We start from the raw sequence: 24,830 nt of genomic DNA, 5'->3' as shown, positions 1-24,830 counted from the left end.
ATTGATATGAAAAAGCAAACTAGGAGCATAGCTTCTAGTTTGTACTTATTTAATTATTGGGGGATGAAATATGAATGTTTTAGTAATTGGCCGCGGTGGGCGTGAGCATGCTTTAGCTTGGAAGTTTGCACAATCTGAAAAAGTAGAAAAGGTATATGTAGCACCAGGTAATGAAGGTATGAGAGATGTTGCAACACCAGTTGATATTGATGAAAATGATTTTGATGCATTAGTTTTATTTGCAAAAGAGAATAATGTTGAGTTAACTTTCGTTGGACCAGAAATTCCGCTTATGAATGGAATTGTTGATTGTTTTAAAGAAGAGGGACTTCGCGTATTTGGTCCGAATAAAGCGGCTGCTGTTATTGAAGGTAGTAAAGCTTTTACAAAAGAGCTTATGAAAAAGTATGATATTCCAACTGCGGCGTACGAAACTTTTACAGATTATGAAGAAGCAGTACAGTACATTCAAAAAGTTGGTGCACCAATCGTTATTAAAGCTGACGGCCTAGCTGCGGGTAAAGGGGTAACGGTAGCAATGACGCTTGAAGAGGCATTACAAGCTGTGAAAGAAATGCTACAAGATGTGAAATTCGGCGCGGCAAGTAAGAAGATCGTTATTGAAGAGTTTTTAGATGGACAAGAATTTTCATTAATGGCATTCGTGAATGGAACAACTGTACATCCAATGGTAATCGCCCAAGATCATAAAAGAGCTTTTGATGGTGATAAAGGTCCAAATACGGGCGGAATGGGTGCATATTCTCCAGTACCACAAATTCCAGAATCAGCAGTTCAAGAAGCGATTCAAACCGTATTACATCCAACTGCTAAGGCGATGATTGCAGAAAACCGTTCGTTTACAGGTATTTTATACGCAGGTCTTATTTTAACAAATGATGGTCCGAAGGTAATTGAATTTAATGCACGCTTCGGTGATCCTGAAACAGAAGTTGTATTACCTCGCTTAGAAAATGATTTAGTTGACGTATGTAACGCTGTATTAGATGAAAGTGAACTAACGTTACAATGGTCAGAAGAAGCTGTAATCGGTGTTGTACTTGCTTCTAAAGGATATCCAGAAGCATATAAAAAAGGTGATATTATTAGTGGACTAGATGCACTGCAAGATGTGATTGTTTTCCATGCAGGTACAGCAATGAAACATGGGGACTTTGTAACGAACGGTGGCCGTGTATTATTTGTTGCTTGTAAGGCAAATAGTTTACAAGAAGCAAAAGATAAAGTATATAAAGAAATCGGTAAAATTGAGAGTGATGGTCTATTTTATCGAAGTGATATAGGATATCGTGCAATTGGGCATGAAATGACGAAAAGTTAATATGTAAAAATCCCGCTGAGGAATCAGCGGGATTTTTTATGCATCTTTATCTTTTTTTAATTTCCCTTTTTGCTTTGCCATTTCTCGAAGTAAATACTCGATGTGTGCATTGACGCTACGAAATTCATCATTTGCCCATTTTTCGATGACTGCGTGTAATTCAGGATCAATACGTAATGGAAAGCTTTTCTTTTTAGCCATAATTACTTATAGCCCTTAGTATAGGCTTCCTGTATTAATAACTGGTTGCGCACCTTTATCTGAAACGATGGCAACTAATAAGTTGTTTACCATATTTGCTTTACGCTCGTCATCGAGTTCTAGTACGCCTTCTTCATCTAACATATGGATGGAATCTTTCGCCATCTTCACAGCACCTTCAACAATTTCTTTTCTAGCAGCTAATACTGCTTTTGCTTGCTGGCGTTGTAGCATTGCATGGGCAATTTCTGTTGCGTAAGCTAAGTGCGTTAAACGAGTTTCTAATACTTCTACACCAGCAATTTCAAGACGCGCCTCTAACTCACGTTTTAATTCTTCAGAGATTTCTTCAGTATTTCCGCGTAACGTAACGCAGGTTTCATCTTGGAAATTGTCATAAGGATATTTTGTTGCAACATGGCGGATTGCCGTTTCGCTTTGAATTTCTACAAATCGATCATAATGTTCAACACCAAACATTGCTTTTGCAGAATCAACAACTTTATATACGATAACAGCTGCAATTTCAATTGGATTTCCATCAACGTCATTTACTTTTAATTTTTTACTGTTAAAGTTTTCAACACGTAAAGATACAGTTTGACGGAATGCGAACGGAATCGTTAAAAATAAACCGTTTTGACGAATTGTTCCTAAATAATTACCGAAGAACGTAATAACCTTCGCTTGATTCGGTTGAACAATACCGATACCTGTAGCGAGAACTGCGGCTAATATAATAGTTAGTGCCGCTCCTATGAAAATTTCTTGTGCAAGGAAAAATACACCGATAGCAGCTAAAATCAAAATTCCAATAATACCGAGAAAACCATTTACATAAAATACTTGTTTTTCTTTCATATGATCGCCTCCTGATATAAAAATGATATCACTTTTATATCATTTTAAGCAAGAGGTATGCACCTAATTTTCTGAATTTTATTGATTGATATCTTTTATATACATTTTAAGGCTGAAAAAGAGAATGTACGTTCTGTTTTATGGTAAAATAAAGAAGACTTAACCGCCCACTGCAGCAGCTAAGTCCCTTTGAGAGCATCTTGCATCGTGACAAATGATTCAAAGCGGTTTTGCCAGGATTATATTTTCAATCGCTGACTCAATCTCTTTGTCAGAAGCGTCATAACTTCCTTTTGACTTTGGCTTGTCATGAGTGGAAGTTTGATTCACTTCTTCTTTAGCATGTCCTTTTTCAGCAAAATTCATGCTAGGCATTTTAAATGCCCCCATATTCATGTATTTTCCGAATTTCCACATTTCAACAACAGGGCAGAAACGAACAATTCCTTCTGCAACTTTCATTGCACCAATCCATAGAAAAATGTTAGACCAAGTGCACCACGGCTTGCGTACAAGTTTAGTTGCACTACATCCGAAGAGGACAAGCCCAAGTGTAATTCGAATTAGAGCGTTTATTGTCCCGATATTTTGCTTCATTAGAAAAACACTCCTTTTTATGAAAGTTGAAATAGATAATACTATTTCTTTTATTAGTATCCCGTTTGATTTTTGGGATATGTAATCCAACATTTGACGTGGAAAAAGATGTTGGAATGTGCGTGTGTGTAAGTAACTTTTTTTGTTATAATGAAAGAATGCATAAAAGGAACTTCAAAATTAAATCCTCTAGTTTAAAAAATATGGAAGAGGTAATTCCAAACTTAATTCTCCGTTTTAAACAAATATTTAAGATGAAGTTAAAACAATAATGATGAAAATAAACTGTTATTTTGAACAGAAATATATATAACTAGAGAAAAGGAAGGGTGTTTTCATGTACGATATTTCCGGATGGAAACATGTATTTAAGCTTGATCCAAATAAGGAGTTAAGCGATGAACATTTAGAAATGATTTGTGAGTCTGGAACTGATGCGGTTATTGTAGGCGGAAGTGATGGAGTTACAATTGATAACGTATTACACATGCTAGTTAGCATTCGTAGATATGCAGTTCCTTGTGTATTAGAGGTTTCTGATGTAGAAGCAATTACACCAGGATTTGATTTTTATTACATCCCAAGTGTTTTAAATAGCCGAAAAGTAGAATGGGTAACAGGTGTTCATCATGAGGCATTGAAAGAATTTGGGGATATTATGGACTGGGACGAAATTTTTATGGAAGGGTATTGTGTTTTAAATCCAGAAGCGAAAGTAGCCCAGCTTACAGAAGCGAAATGTGATTTAACAGAAGATGACGTTATTGCATATGCTCGTTTAGCAGACAAGTTATTACATTTACCGATATTTTATTTAGAATATAGCGGTACGTATGGAGATGTTGAACTTGTTAAAAATGTAAAAGCAGAATTGAAACAAGCTAAGTTATACTATGGCGGTGGTATTTCTAATGCAGAACAGGCGAAAGAAATGGCACAATATGCTGATACAGTAGTTGTTGGAAATATTATTTATGATGATATAAAATTGGCGTTAAAAACAGTTAAAGCAGTAAAAGGAGAGTAGGTGCAGGCGTATATGAGTATGACAGATAGATTATTAAACGGTTTAAATCCACAGCAACAAAAAGCAGTCCAAACAACGAATGGACCACTTCTATTAATGGCAGGTGCAGGTAGTGGTAAGACACGTGTGTTAACACATCGTATTGCGTATTTACTTGGTGAAAAAGGTGTAGCACCATGGAATGTACTAGCTATTACCTTCACAAATAAAGCAGCTCGTGAAATGCGTGAGCGTATTGATACACTTGTGGGACCAGAAGCAGAAGATATTTGGATTTCGACGTTCCACTCTATGTGTGTACGTATTTTACGACGGGATATCGATCGTATTGGTATTAATCGTAACTTTACAATCTTAGATTCAGGCGATCAGCTAACTGTAGTCAAAAAAATTATGAAAGAGCGCAATATTGATCCGAAGAAATTTGAGCCGCGCTCTATTTTAGCGGGTATTAGTAATGCGAAAAATGAACTGTTATCTGCGGATAAATATGCAAAAAAAATTACAATGGCTGATCCATATGAAAAATTAACGAGCGATGTATACACAGAGTATCAAAAACGTCTTTTGAAAAATAATTCATTAGACTTTGATGATTTAATTATGACCACGATTCAGTTATTTGAACGTGTTCCAGAAGTATTAGAGTTTTATCAGCGTAAGTTCCAATATATTCACGTTGATGAGTATCAAGATACGAACAAAGCGCAATATCTTCTTGTTAAACATTTGGCAGCGCGTTTTAAAAATCTTTGCGTTGTAGGTGACTCTGACCAGTCTATTTATCGCTGGCGTGGTGCAGATATTTCTAACATTTTGTCGTTCGAAAAAGACTATGAGAATGCACAAGTAATTTTGTTAGAACAAAACTATCGTTCGTCACAAAATATTTTAAATGCAGCGAATGCTGTTATTGAAAAAAATACGAATCGTAAGCCGAAGAAATTATGGACAGACAATCAAGTTGGAAGTAAAATCTCGTATTATCGTGCTGCAACTGAAAAGGACGAAGCGTATTTTGTTGCGAAAAAAATTCGTGACGATATTCAAATGGGGAAACGAAAATATACTGATTTTGCAGTGTTATATCGTACGAATGCTCAGTCTCGTATGGTCGAGGAGATTTTCCTTAAATCTAACATTCCGTACAAAATTGTCGGAGGTACGAAGTTCTACGATCGTAAAGAGATTAAAGATATTTTGGCGTACTTACGTTTAATCGGTAATCCAGATGATGAAATTAGTTTTGCACGTATTATTAACATGCCAAAGCGTGGTATTGGTGCGACTTCTATCGATAAAATTATTAATTACGGTGTGCAAAACGAAATTTCATTAACTGCTGTATTTGATGAAATTGAGCATGTTGGAGTAAGTGCAAAAATTACAAAGGCAGTAAAAGAATTTGCGAATTTATTAAATAACTGGGTAAATATGCAAGAGTATTTATCTGTTACAGAATTAGTAGAAGAAGTTATTGAAAAAACAGGCTATCGCGATATGTTGAAAAATGAACGTTCTTTAGAAGCGGAAGGTCGTTTAGAAAACTTAGACGAGTTCTTATCTGTTACGCAAACATTTGAATCTCAAAGCGAAGATAAGAGCCTTGTTGCATTCTTAACAGATTTAGCACTTGTTGCTGATATTGATCGTGTAGATGAAGACCCAACTGCTGGTGAAGAAGTTATTTTAATGACGATGCACTCAGCGAAAGGATTAGAGTTCCCGGTTGTCTTTATTGTTGGCTTAGAGGAGGGGATATTCCCTCATACTCGTTCTCTTATGGAAGAGGATGAAATGCAAGAAGAACGTCGTCTTGCTTATGTAGGTATTACCCGTGCAGAAGAAGAGCTATATTTATCTAACGCGCAAATGCGTACTTTATTTGGTAGAACAAGTATGAACGCTGCGTCTCGATTCATTACAGAAATCCCGACAGAACTAGTGGAATCATTAAATGAAACAGCGCCAAAGCGTGAAACATCGTTTGGTGCAAAAGGCAGAACGGCAAGTAGCGGCAAAACGACAATCACAACGACAACACGCTCTCGTTCAGCTTTCGCGCGCCCTGCAGCTAAGACGACAGGCGGCGAACAAATTGGCTGGGCAGTAGGAGATAAAGCTTCCCACCAAAAATGGGGAGTCGGTACAGTTGTAAGTGTAAAAGGTGAAGGTGATGCAAAAGAATTAGATATTGCATTCCCAAGCCCAATTGGTGTTAAACGTTTGTTAGCAAAATTTGCACCTGTGACGAAACAATAGAAAGGAATGAGGATATGTCAAAAGAGATAGCAAAAAAACGTATAGAAGAACTGCGTGATTTATTAAATACATTTAACTATCAATATCACGTATTAGACAATCCTTCTGTTTCTGATGCGGAATATGACCGTAATATGCAGGAGCTTATAAAATTAGAAGCAGAGAACCCAGAGTTTATGAGTGAAGATTCTCCCTCCGTTCGCGTTGGGGGGACTGTTCTTGATATATTTGAAAAAGTAACACATAAGTCACCAATGTTAAGTTTAGGAAATGCATTTAACGAAGGAGATTTACGTGATTTCGACAGAAGAGTACGTCAAGGAATTGATGGTGCGAATGTAAGATATATATGTGAATTAAAAATTGACGGGCTTGCCGTTTCGCTTCATTATGAAAAAGGACGCTTCATTCAAGGGGCGACACGTGGTGATGGTGTAACGGGTGAAGATATTACTCAAAATTTAAAAACGATTAAAGCTATCCCACTTCGTTTAAATGAAGAAGTAACGTTAGAAGCACGAGGCGAAGCTTATATGCCGAAGCGTTCATTCGTTAAACTAAATGAAGAAAAAGAGCAAAATGGAGAAGATGTATTTGCGAATCCGCGTAATGCAGCAGCAGGTTCAATACGTCAACTTGATCCGAAAATTGCAGCGAAGCGTAACTTATCTATGTTTGTGTATGGTCTTGCGAATGTAGAAGAAAAAACAATTCCATCACATAGTGAATCGCTTGATTTCTTAGGTGAACTTGGATTTAAGACAAATCCAAATCGCCGTACATGTGAAACAATTGAAGAAGTTATAGCTTATGTAGAAGAATGGCAAGAAAAACGTCCGCATCTTGATTATGAGATTGATGGAATCGTTATAAAAGTAGATGATGTTGCCCTTCAAGAAAGTCTAGGAACTACAGCGAAGAGTCCAAGATGGGCGATTGCTTATAAATTCCCGGCTGAAGAAGTTGTAACGAGATTAACAGGCATTGAATTAAGTGTTGGCCGAACAGGAGTTGTAACACCGACTGCAGAACTAGAGCCAGTGAGAGTTGCTGGTACGATTGTTCGTCGTGCTTCTTTACATAACGAGGATTTAATTCGTGAAAAAGACATTCGAATTGGTGACTACGTTGTTGTGAAGAAGGCTGGAGATATTATTCCTGAAGTTGTGAACGTTATTTTTGATAAGCGTACTGGTGAGGAAGAAGAATACCGCATGCCAACTCATTGTCCAGCATGTGAGAGTGAACTTGTTCGTTTAGAAGAAGAAGTAGCACTTCGTTGTATAAATCCAACTTGTCCTGCTCAAATTCGAGAAGGGTTAATCCATTTCGTTTCAAGAAATGCAATGAATATTGATGGACTTGGAGAACGTGTCATTACACAACTCTTTGATGCTGATTACATTCGTACATTTGCTGATTTATATGCATTGACGAAAGAGCAATTATTACAGTTAGAACGTTTTGGTGAAAAATCAGCAACGAACTTAATACAAGCAATTGAAAATTCTAAAGAAAACTCGTTAGAGCGATTATTATTTGGTCTTGGAATTCGCCACGTTGGAGCGAAAGCAGCACGTACATTTGCAGAGCACTTTGAAACGATGGATGAGCTTGTAAAAGCAACGGAAGAAGAACTAAAAGCAATTAATGAAATTGGCGAAAAAATGGCTCAATCTGTTGTGACATATTTTGATAATGAAGATGTATTAGAGTTATTACAGCAGTTTAAAGAGTATGGCGTGAATATGACATACAAAGGTATAAAAATTGCAGATTTACAAAATGTTGAATCTTACTTCGCAGGAAAAACGGTTGTTTTAACAGGTAAGCTAGAAGTTATGGGGCGAAGTGAAGCGAAGAAGAAGATTGAGGCATTAGGTGGAAAAGTAACGGGAAGTGTTAGTAAGAGTACGGATTTAGTTGTTGCAGGTGAAGCGGCTGGTTCGAAATTAGCACAAGCGGAGAAACATAATGTTGAGGTTTGGAATGAAGAGAGGTTCTTACAAGAGCTAAATAAGTAAGAGGTGCAAACTTACCATGAAAAAAATAGCATTAGCGGTATTAAGCCTTGGCCTACTTGTAAGTGGGTGTAGTGCAGGTGCCGACAAAGATGAAAAAGTGGCTGAGAAATCGGGGAAAGCAAAAGAACAATCAGTTGTTCCAAAATACGCTATTTCGGATGAATATTATAAGACGACTATTCCATTTGATGGTGGAAATGCACGTGGTTTAGTGGTGCAAGGGTTAAATAGTCGTCTTGATATAGATGAATTTGAAACAGGGTTAATGCGAATTGCAAAAGAATCATTTAGTACGAAAGATAATTTTTTAAAAGGCGGAAAAGCTCTAGATACTCAAACTATACAGATGCTTGTTAAAAGAAAACGTACAGATGCTGAACAAAAGGAACTAGAGGACAAATTAAAAAAAGATGCAGTTAAATTTCCTAATATAGGATTAAACCCTGCATTAGGAACAGGATCCGAATCACTAGAAGTGAAAAATAAAAAAAATCCAATATATATTTCAAATATTTTAGAGCATGATTATTATGTGAAAAAAGGCGATAACGGCGAGGAACGCGTTGGTATGGTAGTTGGATTAGCAATGAATTCTGTTCAATATTTTAACGAAGAGCATGGTTATCCACGTGAAGCTGCAATCCCGGATGAAAAGATGTTAGCTGAAGGGAAAAAAATGGCGCAAGAAATTTTGAAAGTCATACATCAAAAAGAACCTGAAACCAAAAATATTCCAATAACATTTGCGATTTATCGCCAAGCTCCAAAGTCTTCGCTCGTGCCAGGTAACTTTGTTTCTTATGCAAATGCCGAAAAAGGTAGTGAAACGGTTGAAGATTGGCAACAAATTAATGAAAAATATTATTTGTTCCCATCAGAGCAAGCGAAAACAGATAATAAACGTGAAGACCTTGCAAGAGTATCCAACTTTAAGGCAAAACTAAGCGATTATTTCCAAGGCGACTATACAGCTGTTATTGGTACTGGTATGTATAGAGATGATGAATTAAGAGAAATGAAGCTTGATATTCCTGTCCAGTTTAATGGAAAAGCTGAAATAGTTGGTTTTACACAATATGTGGCAGGGCTTGTTATGGAATACTTCCCGAATTATATGAAAGTACAAGTAACGATTAAATCTGTAGAACGCCCAGAAGCTATTATTATACGTGAAGCAAAACAAGATGAACCACTTGTGAAGATTTTAGATTAAATATGAAGGCTGTTCCTCTATGGAACAGCTTTTTTTCTTATGTAATTTTGTTATAATTTAAAATGTTGTAAAAAATAGGGGTAAGGGGTAAATCTCATGGAAGAATTAAGTTTTCAAGTCATTATTTTATTAATTGCATTCGGTTTTTTAGTAGCTTTTATTGATTCCGTTGTTGGAGGAGGAGGGTTAATTTCGCTTCCTGCGCTTATGTTTGTTGGCTTATCGCCAGCTTCGGCAATTGCAACGAATAAATTAGCGGCAACAATGGGGACGTTTACGAGTGCGATGTATTTTATTCGATCAGGAAAAGTTGATTTTAAAATTGTAGGAAAGTTAATCCCGTTAACTATTGTTGGAGCTGTTGCAGGTGCTTTAGTAGTAAAATTTATTCCACCGGATATTTTACGCCCATTAGTACTTGTAATGTTGGTATTTATTGCTATTTATATTATTGCAAAAAAGAATTGGGGAAGTGTGTCTACCTATAAGAAGATGACGCAAAGAAAAACATTAATATTTTTCTTTGCTATTTTAATGATAGGATTTTATGATGGATTTTTTGGACCAGGGACAGGGTCGTTTTTAATTTTTGCATTTTTATTAATTGGCTTGGATTTTATTCAAGCGGCAGCATCTGGAAAACTTTTGAACTTTGTTAGTAATATTGTATCTTTAATTACTTTTTTATTTTTAGATATAATTCATTTTGAATACGGTATTATCATGGGATTATCAATGATCTTAGGTGCTTATTTTGGATCGAAGTTTGCGGTTCAAAAAGGTGTTGGATATGTAAGGACTTTATTTTTATTAGTTACTATATTATTGATCGGGAAAAATGTTTTGGAATATACTCATATTTTGTAGATTCATACGCATGTATGAATCTCTTTTTTTTATTATATTTTAAAAATTTATTAATTTTTAAAATATAAGTCTAGGAATATTTGAATAAATCTAAATTATCGTGTAGAATAATGTTGTAAAATGTAAACGTTTTTCTAAGGGGAGGCTAAAAAAAATGGTAGTAGCATACAAACATGAGCCATTTACAGATTTTTCAGTGGAGGCTAACAAATTAGCGTTTGAAGAAGGTTTAAAGAAAGTAGAATCTTATCTTGGACAAGACTATCCATTAATTATTGGGGGAGAAAAAATCACTACAGAAGACAAAATTGTTTCTGTAAACCCTGCAAATAAAGAGGAACTTGTTGGTCGTGTTTCAAAAGCAAGCCGTGAGTTAGCTGAAAAAGCAATGCAAGTAGCGGATGAAACATTCCAAACTTGGAGAAAATCAAAGCCAGAAATGCGTGCAGACATTTTATTCCGTGCTGCAGCAATCGTTCGTCGCAGAAAACATGAATTCTCTGCTATTCTTGTAAAAGAAGCAGGTAAGCCATGGAATGAGGCAGATGCTGATACAGCAGAAGCAATCGACTTTATGGAATATTATGGTCGTCAAATGTTAAAATTAAAAGACGGTATTCCAGTAGAAAGCCGTCCAATTGAATATAATCGTTTCTCTTACATTCCATTAGGAGTAGGTGTTATCATTTCTCCTTGGAACTTCCCATTCGCAATTATGGCAGGTATGACAACAGCTGCTTTAGTTTCTGGTAACACAGTATTACTAAAACCAGCTAGTACAACTCCTGTAGTAGCAGCGAAATTTATGGAAGTATTAGAAGAAGCTGGCTTACCAGCTGGCGTAGTAAACTTCGTTCCAGGTAACGGTTCTGAAGTTGGTGACTACTTAGTAGATCATCCTCGTACACGTTTCGTAAGCTTCACGGGATCTCGTGATGTAGGTATCCGCATCTATGAGCGTGCAGCGAAAGTAAACCCAGGACAAATTTGGTTAAAACGCGTTATCGCTGAAATGGGCGGTAAAGATACAATCGTTGTTGATAAAGAAGCAGATCTTGAATTAGCAGCTAAGTCTATCGTTGCATCAGCATTCGGATTCTCAGGACAAAAATGTTCTGCATGTTCTCGTGCAGTAATCCATGAAGATGTATATGATCATGTATTAAATCGTGCTGTTGAATTAACAAAAGAATTAACAGTTGCTAACCCAGCAGTATTAGGTACAAACATGGGTCCTGTTAATGACCAAGCTGCATTCGATAAAGTAATGAGCTATGTTGCAATTGGTAAAGAAGAAGGTAGAATCTTAGCAGGTGGCGAAGGAGACGATTCTAAAGGTTGGTTCATCCAACCAACAATCGTTGCTGACGTTGCAGAAGATGCTCGCTTAATGAAAGAAGAAATCTTCGGACCAGTAGTAGCATTCTGTAAAGCGAAAGACTTCGATCATGCACTTGCAATTGCAAATAATACGGAATACGGTTTAACAGGTGCTGTTATTACTAACAACCGTGACCATATTGAAAAAGCACGCGAAGACTTCCACGTTGGTAACTTATACTTCAACCGTGGATGTACTGGTGCAATCGTAGGTTACCAACCATTCGGTGGCTTTAACATGTCTGGTACAGACTCTAAAGCTGGTGGACCTGATTACTTAGCACTTCACATGCAAGCAAAAACTACTTCTGAAACTTTATAAGAAATAGTAGAGGAGCTCTTCACAGAATGTGAAGAGCTCCTTTTAAAATTGAAATCCTATATATTACCATCGTTCGAAGGGAATGAGCTAAAACCTATTAATAGCGGGATAAACATGTGAACAGAAATAAAATGATGAGAAAAGTTGACTTATTAGTCATATTTTTTAGTATTCATTTTGAGAATTTCCTGTATAATACAATTTGAAAGAAAATCTATGGTTCGACAAGGAACACTCCTTTCGGTTTTGCTCACTGAAAGGAGTGTTTTTTTATGTAGCTAAAAATTCTTGCGTGCTTATTACATTTGCATATACGCCATTTAAACTAGCTAAAATTGTATTGTGAATGTAAACAGCTGGTATAGTAGCGTTCTTAAAAGACAGGTCTTTTGTAGCACAAGCATCATGTATAACGGTACATTGAAAGCCAAAATCGAATGCAGCCCTTACTGTAGCATCGATACACATATGAGTCATCATCCCACATACAACGACATGTTCAATATTTAAACGTTTTAATTGCTCTAGAAGATTAGTTTCTCGGAAGCTATTTGGATAATGTTTGACTATAACTGTTTCTTCTCTAAGTGGACGTACGCTTTCGTGAATATGTACACCTTCTGTATTAGGTAGGAAAAAAGTAGCGTCATCTTTTATAGCTACGTGTTGGATATGAAAAATAGGTTCGCTGTTTGTTCTAAAGTGTTGTAATAACTGATTAGCATATTCGCTTGCTTCTACTGGATTACGCAATTCCATCTTTCCATTTGGAAAATAATCGTTTTGAATATCGATGAGTAAAAGAGCTGTTTTCATATATTTATCTTCCTCCGAGTTTCATATTCAAATAAATTTATTCAATTCGTAGAGAAGATTCTCCTGTTTAAAAATATGAGGAAGAAGAATTTTAAATAACCTTGAAAGTTACTATTTTCTCATGAATTTTCATCTGAAAATTTTAATAAAGGGATAATTAATATTTTTCTAAAAAATGTATTGACTCTTATTATTCTGAGTTCTATAATGAGAATTAATTAAACGACAATTAAATCGATACATTCTTATCCAGAGAGGTGGAGGGACTGGCCCTACGATACCTCAGCAACGGGTTTTTTTAATACCGTGCTAACTCCAGCAAGCCATATAAAGGCTTGGAAGATGAGAAGATGTGAACGAGTACATATAAGTGCTCTCCTTCTTATCTTTATGGTTGATAAGAAGGAGAGCACTTTTTATTTTACCTCGAAAGCTCTACTTCAAGTTTTTACAGCATATAGGAGGGGGAAAAATGATTTCTTTTAACAATGTAAGTAAAGTGTATGAATCAGCTGGGCAATCTGTTCATGCGGTGGAGGATGTAACATTATCAGTTGAGAAAGGCGAAATTTTTGGCATTATTGGTTTTAGTGGCGCTGGAAAGAGTACGTTATTACGCTTAGTAAATATGTTAGAGAGACCGACGGCAGGAACGATTTCAATAGATGATAAAGATATTACATCATTATCGACGAAAGAATTACGTAAACTGAGACAAAGAATTGGAATGATTTTCCAAAGTTTTAATTTATTTAATTCAAGAACAGTATTTGGAAATATTGCTTATCCATTAAAGTTAGCGAAAGTACCAAAGAATGAGATAAAAGAAAGAGTAAATGAACTGCTGAAGTTTGTAGGGTTAGAAGATAAAGCAAACTATTACCCAGAGCAGCTATCAGGTGGACAAAAGCAGCGTGTGGGCATTGCTAGAGCACTTGCGACATCGCCAGATATTCTTATATGTGATGAGGCAACATCAGCCTTAGATCCAGAAACAACGACAGAAATTCTAAACTTATTAAAGAAAGTAAATAGAGAATACAATTTAACAATTCTTCTTATTACACATGAAATGCATGTTGTGAAAGAAATTTGTCACCGTGTAGCTGTAATGGAGAAGGGAAAAGTTATTGAAGAAGGAAAACTGTTTGATGTTTTCACGCAACCAAAAACAAAGACGACTCAAAACTTTGTACGTTCTGTCATTAATGATCATTTACCGGAAAGTGTTCTAGCGAAAATTCAAAATGGTGGTCAAATTTATCGTCTAACATTTACTGGTGAGGAGACAGGACAGCCGGTACTATCATATATCGCAAAAAACTATAACGTCGATGTAAATGTACTGTACGGAAATATTATTGAACTTCAAAATGTGCTATTTGGAAATCTTCTTGTAGAGTTGCAAGGTGAGCAGAGGGAAATTCAAAAAGCATTACAACATCTAAGACTGCAAGTGCAGCTGAAGGAGGTAGAAGCTCATGCGAGTTGATTGGAGTATATTTTGGCCGCGCATACTAGATGCGACGGGGGATACCCTCTTAATGGTAATTGTAACCCTTATATTTGCTACAATTCTTGGTATACCTCTAGGTTTACTTTTATATGTAACGAGAAAAGGAAACTTTTTAGAAAATAAATGGGTCTTTTCTATTCTTAACATCATAATTAATACAATTCGTCCGGTACCATTCATTATCTTTTTAGTAGCCTTAAGTCCACTAACAAGAAGTGTTATCGGAACGACGATTGGAACAGCAGCGGCAATTTTCCCGATGACGTTAGTCGCATCAATTGGTATTGCTAGAATGGTTGAAACAAACCTTGTTTCCGTTCCGAAAGGAGTAATTGAAGCAGCGCAAGCAATGGGCGCCTCGCCAATTAGAATTGTTTTTGAAATCCTTGTACCAGAAGCGTTAGCACCATTAATCTTAGGTGTCACATTTATGACAGTTGGTTTAATTGAATTTTCTGCAGTTGCTGGGCTTGTCGGTGGTGGCGGTCTTGGTGATTTAGCAATGACATATGGTTATCAACGTTTTGATACATCAGTTATGTTCGTAACGGTCGTGTTACTTATTATTCTCGTACAGATAGCTCAAAGTTTAGGGAATTACTTTGCGAAAGTCTTGTTACGCAGATCATAAAAAGGAAGAGAGGAAAAGAAAATGAAGAAAATTTTAGCATTTGCATTATCAGCGATTGTAGGGATTTCGGCGTTAAGTGGCTGCTCGGATGCAGGAGCAAAAGAGAAAACAGTTCGCATTGGTGTAACTGGAACGGATGGAAACGCTTGGGAAATTGTAAAGGGAAAAGCTGAAAAAGAAGGGATTAAAGTTAAACTGATTGAGTTCTCTGATTACACAACGCCAAATAAAGCGTTAGCTGATGGAGATATTGAACTAAACTCATTCCAGCATATTGCGTTCTTAGAGCAATTTAAAAAGGAACATAAGTTAGATATTACAGCTGTTGGTACAACACAAATTGCACCAATGGGTTTATACTCTGAAAAATATAAGAAATCAAATGAAATCCCAGATGGTTCAGAAATTGCAATTCCAAACGATCCAACGAACCAAGCACGTGCATTAAAACTTCTTGATGCAGCTGGATTATTAAAGCTGAAAAAGGATTTTGGTCTATTTGGAGATCCAAGTGGTATTGCTGAAAATCCGAAGAAATTAAAAATTACACCGGTTATCGCACAGCAAACACCTCGTGTGTTAAAAGATGTAGCGGCATCAGTTATTAATAACGGTGTTGCTGGTCAAGCTGGATTAGATCCAGCGAAGGATCCTATTTTCTTAGAAGATCCAAAGAATGAAAATGCGAAGCCTTATATTAATATTTTCGCAGCTCGTACGAAAGATAAAGATGATCCAACACTGAAAAAAGTAATTGAATTATACCATTCAAAAGAAGTAACAGATGCAATTAAGAAAGAAACAAATGATGGTTCAATTTCAGTAGATCTTTCACTTGAGGAGCTTGAAAAAATCGTAAAATAATTATTGGGTTTAATGGACTAACAGAAGGAACCCCTCCGCTGTTAGTTCGTTCAACATATAAACTTAACAAACGAACCCTAATTCTGTACCTTCCAATTTTGTATAACGTAGAATCCAATGTTTGTTAAGTAGAGTAATGGACCAGGAGTTTTCCTGGTCTTTTTTTATGAATGAAAGTAGCTAGCGAACAGTAAGGTAATCCAAATTATAATGGGATAAGAAAATAAGCTGAAAAGGAGTGTAATTACGAATTGCTTTGGATGAATTAAGTGTTTTTTTGATAAAAAAAAGAAAATAGAAAAGAGAGTAATGAAAAATGCTGATATTACGCCGGGGTTATAAGAGCGATAAATGAAAAACAAAATAATATGTTGAACAGAGTTGAAGAAGATGGCCCCTTGTATAAAAATAATCCAGCATATAGAAGACAAGAAGTTAAGTTGATATAGAAAGACGATAAGTAATACAAAGATTGTTAATACGGAAATGGCGATGAAAAATTGTTGGCTAGTTATAAGACGGATTGAAAATTGATTAGCAAGGTATTGTGGCATTTGGAAAGCTTCTTCAAGGTTATGAATGAAAAATGATAAGGGAATGATCCAGAGTATAGTAGTGGAATGCTTTTTCATCAACTTACATCACTCCAATAAAGTATAGAAAGCCTAAAAAAGGCCCTCTATACAGAGATAGTTATTCAATTATGATATTTTTTAAATTAACTTCATGATGATCTCGTTCTTTCGGATAAGCAGTTAGCTCCTCTTGCAAAATATTTAATATTTGCTTAGCTGATTGCTGGATTGGATTAGGTAGCTCATCTAATATATGCATCCCGACTTTTACTTTTGTACGAATTACCCTTCGTAGTAGTTCCTCATGCATGCACTACACCTCCAAACCGAATGTTTAGTATATCTTCTTCAAATTTTGCCCCTTGAATAGAAAGGTGTGTTAACGTTTTTGGCAATGTAATATTTCGTTTCACAGAGCCAGCTCGAATAATTAGCTCATCACCTTTTTGATTTAATGAAAGTTCACTTTTGTTTGAGAAGGGAATAGAAAGAATGAAAATATAATCATCGCCATCTTTTCTTACATATTGTGTGCGGCCGTTAAATTTCACTTCAGTAGGACAATGATCAGTTTTAAATAAAGCATCTCCTACACGCTCTAACATGGGTAAACCAACAACTTCTTGTTCAAACATTGGAGCTTCGTAAATAGGAAGTGGATCAAAACTATTTTGAATTAATGTTTTATATTTCTTTTGCGTATCTTTCCATGCTTGAAAATAAGGATCGGTGACGGTGTTAGGGATGACGCGATTAATCATAATGGCATCTACGTTATAATCGTATAAATTTAAATAAGTAAAGCTACGCTGAGCTTCTTTAATGACCATTTTTTCAGGATTTACAACGATGCGGATACTTGTTACTTCTCGGTTTGATAAAATATCTCTCATTTCTCCGAGCTGTTCAAGTGTATTTGTTAATTCGTCCATAATATCATCGGTTGGAAGAGGGACACCAAGGAGTGGTTGAGCTACAGGACGAACGACTTTTAAAACTTTTCTTTTAATAGGAAACAATTTTTCCATCCACCAGCCGAGCATGTCTGGAAAGCTTAGCATTGCTAATGTTTCTCCTGTTGGAGCACAATCAATAATGATAACATCATATGTGTGTTGTTTATAATAATCGAGTACGCGAAGTAAGCTAATTAAATCTTCCATACCAGGAAACATCGTTAATTCTTCTGTTGTAATATCATCGGCTGCTTTGGAAGTGAAGAGTAGTGTAATATATTTCTGTAATTTTCCCCATCCTTTTTCCATCTCATAAATCGTATTAATTTCTTGTGCCCACAAATTTTCACGAATTTCTAATGGCTCAGAAGATAGCTTTATACCAAATGAATCTCCTAAACTATGAGCGGGATCTGTACTCATGACTAAAGTTTTTAATCCTTGTTTTGCGCTTTGAATTGCTGTTGCTGCTGAAATGCTAGTTTTTCCTACGCCGCCTTTACCTGTATACAAAATAATTCTCATCATTCATATCTCCTTTGTTTCGAATATCGAATATTACGAGTGTCGAAGTAAATGATTGAATAAAAACCCAGATAGGGTTTTATTCAATCGGAATGTTTTTCATTTTAGGTGTAGAAACTTTTTCTTCTGTTTTTTGCTGTGACGTAGCAATGTGATTCATAATCTTTTGGAAGATTTGTAGTAAGAATGCTTTTTCTTCTTCTGACAATGCTTCTGTCACTAAGCTAAAGTAGTGGGCTGCATTTTGTTTTACTTCTTGAACGAGCATTACGCCGTTTTCTGTTAACCGAATTAATACAATACGTCGGTCGTTTTCATCACGGTAGCGCTCAATATATCCCTTTTTTACAAGGCGATTTACAACGCCCGTCGTTGTACTCATCGGTATATCAAGAAGGTCAGCAATTTTCGTCATTGTAATATCTGTATTTCGTTCCATCCAAAGTAAACAAAATACTTCTGTTTTAGAAAGTGTTAAATCTAGGCTTACCCATTCTTCAGGATAGAAAAGTTTCTTGGCGTTATCTAGCAGTAAGTCTAAAAAATGTTCATATTGCAACAATTAATTCCACTCCCGTATATTTCGAGGTTCGTAATATTTATTTTTATTTTATGTAGAATAGAAAAAATTGTCAATGATTTTAATTATTTTTTCAGATTAGACAGAAAACTTTCTTTAAAATAGTATTCTTTTATGATAGATTTATAAATATAAAACTAGAATTTACATAAAAATCCATCATGGTAAATATACTTATCTATAATGGGTATACAGCTAACGAGGGGGAGAACGATGAGAAGACGTAATACGCAAGCGTTCACATTTTTAGCATGGACTTCATTTGTTTGTGCGCTTTCAGGTATGCTAATTGGGATTTATACGTTAGATGAAACGCTTAGTGTAAAAGGATACTATTTAATTGGAACATTATTTTTAACGATGTCTTGTTTTGTATTACAAAAAACAATTCGTGATAATGAAGAAGATAACGAGAGATTTCCAAAAAATAAACCGTTAGATAAAGAGTAAATTGTAAAGAAAGGCATTTGCCTTTCTTTTTTTATGTAAAAATGGCGTAAGTACTCTGTGTTGACTTGCTTGAAGTACTGAAAATTTGGTATCATCAATAGTATTGTAGATTGAACGATATATTATGGAGGTGGCCTAGCCGTGTCAAGAATTTCCGTTGAGAATGTAAAGCACGTAGCACATTTAGCACGTCTTGCAATTACTGATCAAGAAGCAGAAAAATTTCAAAAACAACTAGATGCAATTGTTACATTTGCAGAACAGTTAAATGAATTAGATACAACAGATGTAAAACCAACAACTCATGTATTAACTATGAAAAATGTTATGCGTGAAGATGTACCAGAAAAAGGTTTACCAGTTGAAGAAGTATTAAAAAATGCACCGGATCACAAAGATAATCAAATCCGTGTTCCAGCAGTATTAGAATAGAGGAGGGGAATTTCGATGTCATTATTTGATCATTCAGTATCAGAGTTACATAAGAAGTTAAACAACAAAGAAATTTCCGTTACGGATTTAGTAGAAGAATCTTACAAACGTATTGCGGATGTTGAAGATAACGTAAAAGCCTTTCTTACATTAGATGAAGAAAATGCACGCGCAAAAGCGAAAGAATTAGATGCAAAAATCGGCGCTGAAGATAATGGTTTATTATTCGGTATGCCAATTGGTGTAAAAGATAACATTGTAACTAACGGTCTTCGTACAACTTGTGCAAGCAAAATATTAGCAAACTTCGATCCAATTTATGATGCGACAGTTGTGCAAAAGCTAAAAGCTGCTGACACAATTACAATCGGTAAATTAAACATGGACGAGTTCGCAATGGGTTCTTCAAATGAAAACTCAGGATTCTACGCTACGAAAAACCCATGGAACTTAGATTACGTTCCAGGCGGATCTAGTGGTGGTTCTGCAGCAGCTGTAGCAGCAGGAGAAGTACTATTCTCTCTAGGTTCTGATACGGGTGGTTCTATCCGTCAGCCAGCTGCATATTGCGGTGTTGTAGGTTTAAAACCAACTTACGGACGCGTATCTCGTTACGGATTAGTAGCATTCGCATCTTCACTTGACCAAATCGGACCGATTACACGTACAGTAGAAGACAATGCATACTTATTACAAGCTATTTCAGGTATTGACCGCATGGATGCAACTTCTGCAAACGTTGAAGTTGGAAACTATTTAGCTGGTTTAACAGGCGATGTTAAAGGTTTACGCATTGCTGTACCGAAAGAATACTTAGGCGAAGGTGTTGGCGAAGAAGCTCGTGAGTCAGTACTAGCTGCTTTAAAAGTATTAGAAGGTATGGGCGCAACTTGGGAGGAAGTATCTCTTCCACACTCTAAATACGCTCTAGCAACGTATTACTTACTATCTTCTTCTGAAGCATCTGCTAACCTTTCACGCTTTGATGGCGTGCGTTACGGTGTTCGTTCTGATAATGTAAATAACTTATTAGATCTTTACAAAAACACACGTAGTGAAGGTTTCGGTGATGAAGTTAAACGTCGTATTATGCTTGGTACATTTGCTCTTAGCTCTGGTTACTATGATGCATATTACAAAAAAGCACAACAAGTACGTACATTAATTAAGAACGACTTTGAAAATGTATTTGCTAACTATGATGTTATTATTGGACCAACAACACCAACTCCGGCATTTAAAGTGGGAGAAAAAGTTGACGATCCAATGACAATGTATGCAAATGACATTTTAACAATCCCAGTAAACTTAGCGGGTGTTCCAGCGATTTCAGTTCCATGTGGATTCGGTGCTAACAACATGCCACTTGGTCTACAAATCATTGGTAAACACTTCGATGAAGCGACAATTTACCGCGTTGCACATGCGTTTGAGCAAGCAACAGACTATCATACAAAAAAAGCAAGTCTGTAAGGAGGCGAGCATAGATGAATTTAGAAACAATTATTGGTTTAGAGGTTCACGTTGAGTTAAAAACAAATTCGAAAATTTTCTCTGCGAGTCCAACAGAATTCGGAGCGGAGCCAAATACACAAACAAGTGTAATTGACTTAGGATACCCAGGGGTACTTCCTACTTTAAATAAAGAAGCAGTTAACTTTGCGATGAAAGCTGCAATGGCATTAAACTGTGAAATCGCAACGGAAACGAAGTTTGACCGTAAAAACTATTTCTATCCAGATAACCCGAAAGCTTACCAAATCTCTCAATTTGATAAGCCAATTGGTGAAAATGGTTGGATTGAAATCGAAGTAGACGGTAAAAAGAAACGTATCGGTATTACACGTCTTCATTTAGAAGAAGATGCTGGTAAATCAACGCATACAGCTGATGGTTCATTAGTAGACTACAACCGTCAAGGTATGCCTTTAATCGAGATCGTATCTGAGCCAGATATGCGTACGCCAGAAGAAGCATATGCATACTTAGAGAAGTTAAAATCAATCATTCAATACACTGGTGTATCTGATTGTAAGATGGAAGAAGGTTCCTTACGTTGTGATGCGAACATTTCTCTTCGTCCAGTTGGACAAGAGAAGTTCGGTACAAAAGCGGAACTGAAAAACTTAAACTCATTCACTTACGTACAAAAAGGTCTTGAGCACGAGCAAGTGCGCCAAGAAAAAGAACTGTTATCTGGTGGTATCATCCAACAAGAAACACGTCGTTATGATGAAGCAACGAAGAAAACAATCTTAATGCGTGTGAAAGAAGGATCTGACGATTACCGTTACTTCCCGGAGCCAGACTTAGTTGAACTTTACATTGATGATGAGTGGAAAGAAGCAGTTCGAGCTTCTATTCCAGAACTTCCAGATGCACGTAAAGCTCGCTACGTTGCAGAACTAGGCTTACCAGCTTATGATGCACACGTGTTAACATTAACGAAAGAGATGTCTGATTTCTTTGAAGCAACTGTTGCAGACGGTGCTGATGCGAAATTAACATCGAACTGGTTAATGGGTGAAGTACTTGCATACTTAAACAAACAACAAAAAGAATTAAAAGACGTTGCATTAACGCCTGCTGGTTTATCTAAAATGGTTCAATTAATTGAAAAAGGTACAATTTCTTCTAAAATCGCGAAGAAAGTATTTAATGAATTAATTGAAAAAGGTGGAGACCCAGAAGAAATCGTTAAAGCGAAAGGTCTTGTTCAAATTTCTGACGAGGGTACACTTCGTAAAGTTGTAACAGAAATTCTTGATAATAATGAGCAATCTATCGAAGACTTTAAAAACGGTAAAGACCGTGCAATTGGCTTCTTAGTTGGTCAAATTATGAAAGCTACAAAAGGACAAGCAAATCCACCGCTTGTTAACAAAATCTTACTTGAAGAGATTAATAAGCGATAATAGTAGTAACTTTTAAAGATTAAGCAGAAAAACACCCGTACATGGGTGTTTTTCTAGGTTAATCAAACGTTTGTTTAAATGAGACAAAATCGTTTAAACAAACGTTTGATTAACTGTCAAAAGTGGAAAAATGTTTGTATAGCAACTATGGTATGATAGTTGCAAAAAGGTGGGAATAATGATAAATCTAAACATAGAGGTTTTTTTCATCTCATGAAATAATAGATAGTTATTATTCGTTATATGTAAATTTTTATGGAAGAATGGATAGAAATAAAGTGAAACTTTAATCAGTGGGAGGTTCATCCAACACTGATTATTAGCCCTCACCAATCGGGCATTTACTGCCCGCAAATAGCGGGATAAATTTTGGGGTCAAATAAAAAACCATTGAAATGAATATTTACTTTTGATGGACTACACGAATCGGGTTCTTACTGCCTGTTTGAGCGGGATAAAAGAAGGATAGCAAGATGAGAGGAGGTAGGCATGGGAATACTGAATAGAAGTTCAGTATGTTCTTTTTCGATACATAAAGAAATTTCCTGTGCTAATAAATGATGAAGCGAGCAAGAATTATTTATAATCCTACTTCTGGGCGTGAGCTATTTAAGAAGAGCTTACCAGAAGTATTACAAAAATTAGAACAAGCTGGCTATGAGACATCTTGTCATGCGACAACGGGTCCTGGAGACGCTACTGTGGCGGCGAGGCAAGCTGCGGATCGTAAGTTTGATGTTGTTATTGCGGCTGGTGGCGACGGTACGTTAAATGAAGTAGTAAACGGTTTAGTTGGGCATGAATTCCGTCCGAAATTTGGAATTATTCCAGTTGGAACGACAAATGACTTTGCACGTGCAATTGGTGTACCTCGTTCTATTGAAGAGGCAGCAGATATTATTTGCGAAGGAAAAACAGTGCCATTAGACCTTGGTAGAGCGAACGATACATATTTTATTAACATCGCTGGTGGCGGTCGTATTACAGAATTAACATACGAAGTACCGAGTAAGTTAAAGACAGTATTAGGGCAGCTTGCTTATTACCTAAAAGGTATCGAGATGTTACCATCATTGCATCCGACATATGTTGAAATTGAGTATGATGGAAAGTTACTACAAGAAGAAATTACGATGTTTTTAATTACGAATACTCGTTCAGTAGGTGGATTTGAAAAGGTAGCACCGTATGCATCTATTAACGATGGGTTATTTGACCTATTAGTACTGAAAAAAGGTTCTATCGCTGATTTAATTAAAGCAGCAACACAAGCACAACGTGGTGAACATATTAATAATCCAAAAGTGTTATATACACAAGCGAACCGCATTAAAGTACATTCACCAGATAAACTAATGATTAATTTAGATGGTGAGTATGGTGGAGATGCACCGATGGAATTCGAAAATATATATCATTGTTTAGAACTATTTGTTCCTGAACATCAAGAGGATGCCCTGTAAAGGCATCCTTTTTTACTTTGTTAAAATGAATTGTAAATTGGGAGTTAGTTTGATTTTTATGGTATTTTTACAATTCTTTTATTTTACATCCATATTTTATTGATACACTGGAGGAGATAAGAAACGAGAGGTAGGATGCTATGGAGAAGGTAAAAGCAATACTATTTGATAAAGATGGGACATTAATGGATTTTCATTCAATTTGGATAAAAGTAGCTGAAGAACTTGTAGCTGAATGTATAAGTTTATATCATTTACCAAGTACAATAGGGCAGACCTTATTAGAAGAGATTGGTGTAGAGGGAGCATTTGTTAATCCGAGGAGTGCAATAGCTGCTGGAACAAGCCTTGATGTAGCGAAGGGGCTTTGTAATTATATTGAGTCTGCTAGAGAAGAAGAGATGCATCAGTGGGTAAGTGAGAAGTTATTTTCCCTTATGTATGAGCATCGTTCGCATATGAAAATGACAGCGGATTTACCGAAAGTGTTACAGGCATTAAAAGATAAAGGATTTATATTAGGGGTTGTCACGGCGGATGATTTCGCACCAACAGAATTATTTTTAAAACAATATAAGTTGGAGAACTTTTTTGATTATATTATAGCCTCGGATACATTCCTTGCGCAAAAACCAGATAAAAAGATTATAGAAGTGTTTTGTGAGAAATTTAATTTAGAATCATGTGAGGTTGCGGTTGTTGGAGATACGCCAACTGATTTACATTTAGCTAAAAATGGCGATTGCTATGCAATTGGGGTGCTATCTGGTACGGGAGACCGTCCAACATTAGAACCACTTGCTGATTTAGTGTTAGATTCTGTTGGAGAGTTTATTTCTCAATCGGGTGAGTTTTTCTGGGAGAAAGAAAAGTCTAATGTGTAAGGAAAATAAGTCTATAAAGACTCTTAATGAGTCTTTATAGACTTATTTTTTATGCCTGGATACAAAGAATATAGGATAAATGCTAGAAAAGAAAGTTGGCATATATTTTGCAATAAGAAGAGAAAAC

23 protein-coding genes, 1 pseudogene and 1 riboswitch are annotated in these 24,830 nt (G+C 36.1%); of the genes and pseudogenes, 16 read left to right on the top strand and 8 right to left on the bottom strand.

Features of this window, described 5'->3' with window-relative positions:
• The first annotated feature begins 70 nt into the window (after positions 1–70).
• Positions 71–1,342, top strand: coding sequence for a phosphoribosylamine--glycine ligase (gene purD, locus ACTFN4_RS24815; RefSeq protein ID WP_001101962.1), 1,272 nt, complete (start codon positions 71–73; stop codon positions 1,340–1,342).
• A gap of 36 nt (positions 1,343–1,378) precedes the next feature.
• On the opposite strand, the gene ACTFN4_RS24810 is transcribed toward purD, so the two are convergent.
• From ACTFN4_RS24810 to ACTFN4_RS24800, 3 genes are all read right to left on the bottom strand, one after another.
• Positions 1,379–1,543: a toxin-antitoxin system HicB family antitoxin gene (locus tag ACTFN4_RS24810; RefSeq protein ID WP_001085171.1), complete on the bottom strand. Its 165-nt coding sequence runs from the start codon at positions 1,541–1,543 to the stop codon at positions 1,379–1,381.
• Positions 1,544–1,558: 15 nt separating this feature from the next.
• Complete coding sequence (locus ACTFN4_RS24805; protein WP_000660669.1) at positions 1,559–2,404, bottom strand: SPFH domain-containing protein; 846 nt, start codon at positions 2,402–2,404, stop codon at positions 1,559–1,561.
• 219 nt (positions 2,405–2,623) lie between these two features.
• Positions 2,624–3,001, bottom strand: a complete 378-nt coding sequence (locus ACTFN4_RS24800) for a YgaP family membrane protein (RefSeq protein WP_000812346.1) — start codon at positions 2,999–3,001, stop codon at positions 2,624–2,626.
• A gap of 337 nt (positions 3,002–3,338) precedes the next feature.
• On the opposite strand from ACTFN4_RS24800, the gene ACTFN4_RS24795 reads away from it, so the two are divergent.
• The 6 genes from ACTFN4_RS24795 (at position 3,339) to pruA (ending at position 12,096) form a co-directional block, all read left to right on the top strand.
• Positions 3,339–4,028 carry a heptaprenylglyceryl phosphate synthase gene (locus ACTFN4_RS24795; RefSeq protein WP_000272098.1) on the top strand — a complete coding sequence of 230 codons (690 nt, stop codon included), beginning with the start codon at positions 3,339–3,341 and terminating at the stop codon, positions 4,026–4,028.
• A gap of 12 nt (positions 4,029–4,040) precedes the next feature.
• On the top strand, positions 4,041–6,290 hold the full coding sequence (gene pcrA, locus ACTFN4_RS24790; protein ID WP_439962938.1) for a DNA helicase PcrA: 2,250 nt from the start codon (positions 4,041–4,043) through the stop codon (positions 6,288–6,290).
• A 14-nt stretch (positions 6,291–6,304) separates the two neighbouring features.
• Entirely contained in the window at positions 6,305–8,314 is a 2,010-nt protein-coding gene (gene ligA / locus ACTFN4_RS24785; RefSeq protein ID WP_000031450.1) for an NAD-dependent DNA ligase LigA, read from the top strand.
• A 16-nt stretch (positions 8,315–8,330) separates the two neighbouring features.
• Entirely contained in the window at positions 8,331–9,527 is a 1,197-nt protein-coding gene (locus ACTFN4_RS24780) for a CamS family sex pheromone protein (RefSeq protein ID WP_000717030.1), read from the top strand.
• A gap of 96 nt (positions 9,528–9,623) precedes the next feature.
• Positions 9,624–10,394 (top strand): TSUP family transporter, encoded by a 771-nt coding sequence (locus tag ACTFN4_RS24775; protein ID WP_439962937.1) that lies wholly within the window; start codon positions 9,624–9,626, stop codon positions 10,392–10,394.
• Positions 10,395–10,548: 154 nt separating this feature from the next.
• Positions 10,549–12,096 (top strand): L-glutamate gamma-semialdehyde dehydrogenase, encoded by a 1,548-nt coding sequence (pruA, locus tag ACTFN4_RS24770; protein ID WP_000259555.1) that lies wholly within the window; start codon positions 10,549–10,551, stop codon positions 12,094–12,096.
• Between the two features lie 250 nt (positions 12,097–12,346).
• Here pruA and ACTFN4_RS24765 read toward each other — a convergent pair.
• Positions 12,347–12,912: pseudogene (locus tag ACTFN4_RS24765) on the bottom strand (cysteine hydrolase family protein).
• A 242-nt stretch (positions 12,913–13,154) separates the two neighbouring features.
• A riboswitch (SAM riboswitch) is annotated at positions 13,155–13,261 on the top strand.
• A gap of 123 nt (positions 13,262–13,384) precedes the next feature.
• Between ACTFN4_RS24765 and ACTFN4_RS24760 the strand changes: the two are divergent.
• From ACTFN4_RS24760 to ACTFN4_RS24750, 3 genes are read left to right on the top strand one after another with little or no spacing between them, the layout of a single operon-like run.
• A complete protein-coding gene (locus ACTFN4_RS24760; RefSeq protein WP_000622969.1) occupies positions 13,385–14,404 on the top strand; it encodes a methionine ABC transporter ATP-binding protein in 1,020 nt (339 codons plus the stop codon).
• Positions 14,394–15,059 (top strand): methionine ABC transporter permease, encoded by a 666-nt coding sequence (locus ACTFN4_RS24755; protein WP_439962936.1) that lies wholly within the window; start codon positions 14,394–14,396, stop codon positions 15,057–15,059. The genes ACTFN4_RS24760 and ACTFN4_RS24755 overlap by 11 nt, the downstream gene beginning before the upstream one ends.
• A 21-nt stretch (positions 15,060–15,080) precedes the next feature.
• Entirely contained in the window at positions 15,081–15,923 is an 843-nt protein-coding gene (locus tag ACTFN4_RS24750) for a MetQ/NlpA family ABC transporter substrate-binding protein (protein ID WP_000721575.1), read from the top strand.
• A gap of 164 nt (positions 15,924–16,087) precedes the next feature.
• On the opposite strand, the gene ACTFN4_RS24745 is transcribed toward ACTFN4_RS24750, so the two are convergent.
• The 4 genes from ACTFN4_RS24745 to ACTFN4_RS24730 all read right to left on the bottom strand — a co-directional run bounded on the left by ACTFN4_RS24745 (position 16,088) and on the right by ACTFN4_RS24730 (position 18,541).
• On the bottom strand, positions 16,088–16,555 hold the full coding sequence (locus ACTFN4_RS24745; protein ID WP_439962941.1) for an HXXEE domain-containing protein: 468 nt from the start codon (positions 16,553–16,555) through the stop codon (positions 16,088–16,090).
• Between the two features lie 61 nt (positions 16,556–16,616).
• A complete protein-coding gene (locus ACTFN4_RS24740) occupies positions 16,617–16,808 on the bottom strand; it encodes a DUF3926 domain-containing protein (RefSeq protein ID WP_000544103.1) in 192 nt (63 codons plus the stop codon).
• Positions 16,801–17,982 (bottom strand): ArsA family ATPase, encoded by a 1,182-nt coding sequence (locus ACTFN4_RS24735; protein WP_439962935.1) that lies wholly within the window; start codon positions 17,980–17,982, stop codon positions 16,801–16,803. Before ACTFN4_RS24735 ends, ACTFN4_RS24740 begins: the two co-directional genes overlap by 8 nt.
• 76 nt (positions 17,983–18,058) lie before the next feature.
• A complete protein-coding gene (locus tag ACTFN4_RS24730) occupies positions 18,059–18,541 on the bottom strand; it encodes a MarR family winged helix-turn-helix transcriptional regulator (protein WP_000942482.1) in 483 nt (160 codons plus the stop codon).
• A gap of 231 nt (positions 18,542–18,772) precedes the next feature.
• Here ACTFN4_RS24730 and ACTFN4_RS24725 point away from each other — a divergent pair, with 231 nt between their 5' ends.
• The 6 genes from ACTFN4_RS24725 to ACTFN4_RS24700 all read left to right on the top strand — a co-directional run bounded on the left by ACTFN4_RS24725 (position 18,773) and on the right by ACTFN4_RS24700 (position 24,703).
• Positions 18,773–19,009, top strand: a complete 237-nt coding sequence (locus ACTFN4_RS24725; RefSeq protein WP_001254393.1) for a YiaA/YiaB family inner membrane protein — start codon at positions 18,773–18,775, stop codon at positions 19,007–19,009.
• Between the two features lie 141 nt (positions 19,010–19,150).
• On the top strand, positions 19,151–19,441 hold the full coding sequence (gene gatC, locus ACTFN4_RS24720; protein WP_000086999.1) for an Asp-tRNA(Asn)/Glu-tRNA(Gln) amidotransferase subunit GatC: 291 nt from the start codon (positions 19,151–19,153) through the stop codon (positions 19,439–19,441).
• Positions 19,442–19,456: 15 nt separating this feature from the next.
• Entirely contained in the window at positions 19,457–20,914 is a 1,458-nt protein-coding gene (gene gatA / locus ACTFN4_RS24715) for an Asp-tRNA(Asn)/Glu-tRNA(Gln) amidotransferase subunit GatA (protein ID WP_000051433.1), read from the top strand.
• Positions 20,915–20,928: 14 nt separating this feature from the next.
• On the top strand, positions 20,929–22,356 hold the full coding sequence (gene gatB, locus ACTFN4_RS24710) for an Asp-tRNA(Asn)/Glu-tRNA(Gln) amidotransferase subunit GatB (RefSeq protein ID WP_001047685.1): 1,428 nt from the start codon (positions 20,929–20,931) through the stop codon (positions 22,354–22,356).
• A gap of 557 nt (positions 22,357–22,913) precedes the next feature.
• A complete protein-coding gene (locus tag ACTFN4_RS24705) occupies positions 22,914–23,819 on the top strand; it encodes a diacylglycerol kinase (protein ID WP_000977679.1) in 906 nt (301 codons plus the stop codon).
• A gap of 140 nt (positions 23,820–23,959) precedes the next feature.
• On the top strand, positions 23,960–24,703 hold the full coding sequence (locus ACTFN4_RS24700; protein WP_047792104.1) for an HAD family hydrolase: 744 nt from the start codon (positions 23,960–23,962) through the stop codon (positions 24,701–24,703).
• The last annotated feature ends 127 nt before the right edge of the window (positions 24,704–24,830 follow it).

The organism is Bacillus cereus group sp. MYBK95-2, from assembly GCF_051915225.1.
Lineage (GTDB): Bacteria > Bacillota > Bacilli > Bacillales > Bacillaceae_G > Bacillus_A > Bacillus_A cereus.
Note: the sequence above shows the minus strand (reverse complement) of the source record. Positions and strands in the feature narration are given on the sequence as shown.

What these genes read in the sequence shown, in the direction of transcription:
- purD (WP_001101962.1), top strand. Translation starts at nt 71, where the DNA reads ATGAATGTTTTAGTAATTGGCCGCGGTGGGCGTGAGCATGCTTTAGCT.
- ACTFN4_RS24810 (WP_001085171.1), bottom strand. Translation starts at nt 1,543, where the DNA reads ATGGCTAAAAAGAAAAGCTTTCCATTACGTATTGATCCTGAATTACAC.
- ACTFN4_RS24805 (WP_000660669.1), bottom strand. Translation starts at nt 2,404, where the DNA reads ATGAAAGAAAAACAAGTATTTTATGTAAATGGTTTTCTCGGTATTATT.
- ACTFN4_RS24800 (WP_000812346.1), bottom strand. Translation starts at nt 3,001, where the DNA reads ATGAAGCAAAATATCGGGACAATAAACGCTCTAATTCGAATTACACTT.
- ACTFN4_RS24795 (WP_000272098.1), top strand. Translation starts at nt 3,339, where the DNA reads ATGTACGATATTTCCGGATGGAAACATGTATTTAAGCTTGATCCAAAT.
- pcrA (WP_439962938.1), top strand. Translation starts at nt 4,041, where the DNA reads ATGAGTATGACAGATAGATTATTAAACGGTTTAAATCCACAGCAACAA.
- ligA (WP_000031450.1), top strand. Translation starts at nt 6,305, where the DNA reads ATGTCAAAAGAGATAGCAAAAAAACGTATAGAAGAACTGCGTGATTTA.
- ACTFN4_RS24780 (WP_000717030.1), top strand. Translation starts at nt 8,331, where the DNA reads ATGAAAAAAATAGCATTAGCGGTATTAAGCCTTGGCCTACTTGTAAGT.
- ACTFN4_RS24775 (WP_439962937.1), top strand. Translation starts at nt 9,624, where the DNA reads ATGGAAGAATTAAGTTTTCAAGTCATTATTTTATTAATTGCATTCGGT.
- pruA (WP_000259555.1), top strand. Translation starts at nt 10,549, where the DNA reads ATGGTAGTAGCATACAAACATGAGCCATTTACAGATTTTTCAGTGGAG.
- ACTFN4_RS24760 (WP_000622969.1), top strand. Translation starts at nt 13,385, where the DNA reads ATGATTTCTTTTAACAATGTAAGTAAAGTGTATGAATCAGCTGGGCAA.
- ACTFN4_RS24755 (WP_439962936.1), top strand. Translation starts at nt 14,394, where the DNA reads ATGCGAGTTGATTGGAGTATATTTTGGCCGCGCATACTAGATGCGACG.
- ACTFN4_RS24750 (WP_000721575.1), top strand. Translation starts at nt 15,081, where the DNA reads ATGAAGAAAATTTTAGCATTTGCATTATCAGCGATTGTAGGGATTTCG.
- ACTFN4_RS24745 (WP_439962941.1), bottom strand. Translation starts at nt 16,555, where the DNA reads ATGAAAAAGCATTCCACTACTATACTCTGGATCATTCCCTTATCATTT.
- ACTFN4_RS24740 (WP_000544103.1), bottom strand. Translation starts at nt 16,808, where the DNA reads ATGCATGAGGAACTACTACGAAGGGTAATTCGTACAAAAGTAAAAGTC.
- ACTFN4_RS24735 (WP_439962935.1), bottom strand. Translation starts at nt 17,982, where the DNA reads ATGATGAGAATTATTTTGTATACAGGTAAAGGCGGCGTAGGAAAAACT.
- ACTFN4_RS24725 (WP_001254393.1), top strand. Translation starts at nt 18,773, where the DNA reads ATGAGAAGACGTAATACGCAAGCGTTCACATTTTTAGCATGGACTTCA.
- gatA (WP_000051433.1), top strand. Translation starts at nt 19,457, where the DNA reads ATGTCATTATTTGATCATTCAGTATCAGAGTTACATAAGAAGTTAAAC.
- gatB (WP_001047685.1), top strand. Translation starts at nt 20,929, where the DNA reads ATGAATTTAGAAACAATTATTGGTTTAGAGGTTCACGTTGAGTTAAAA.
- ACTFN4_RS24705 (WP_000977679.1), top strand. Translation starts at nt 22,914, where the DNA reads ATGATGAAGCGAGCAAGAATTATTTATAATCCTACTTCTGGGCGTGAG.
- ACTFN4_RS24700 (WP_047792104.1), top strand. Translation starts at nt 23,960, where the DNA reads ATGGAGAAGGTAAAAGCAATACTATTTGATAAAGATGGGACATTAATG.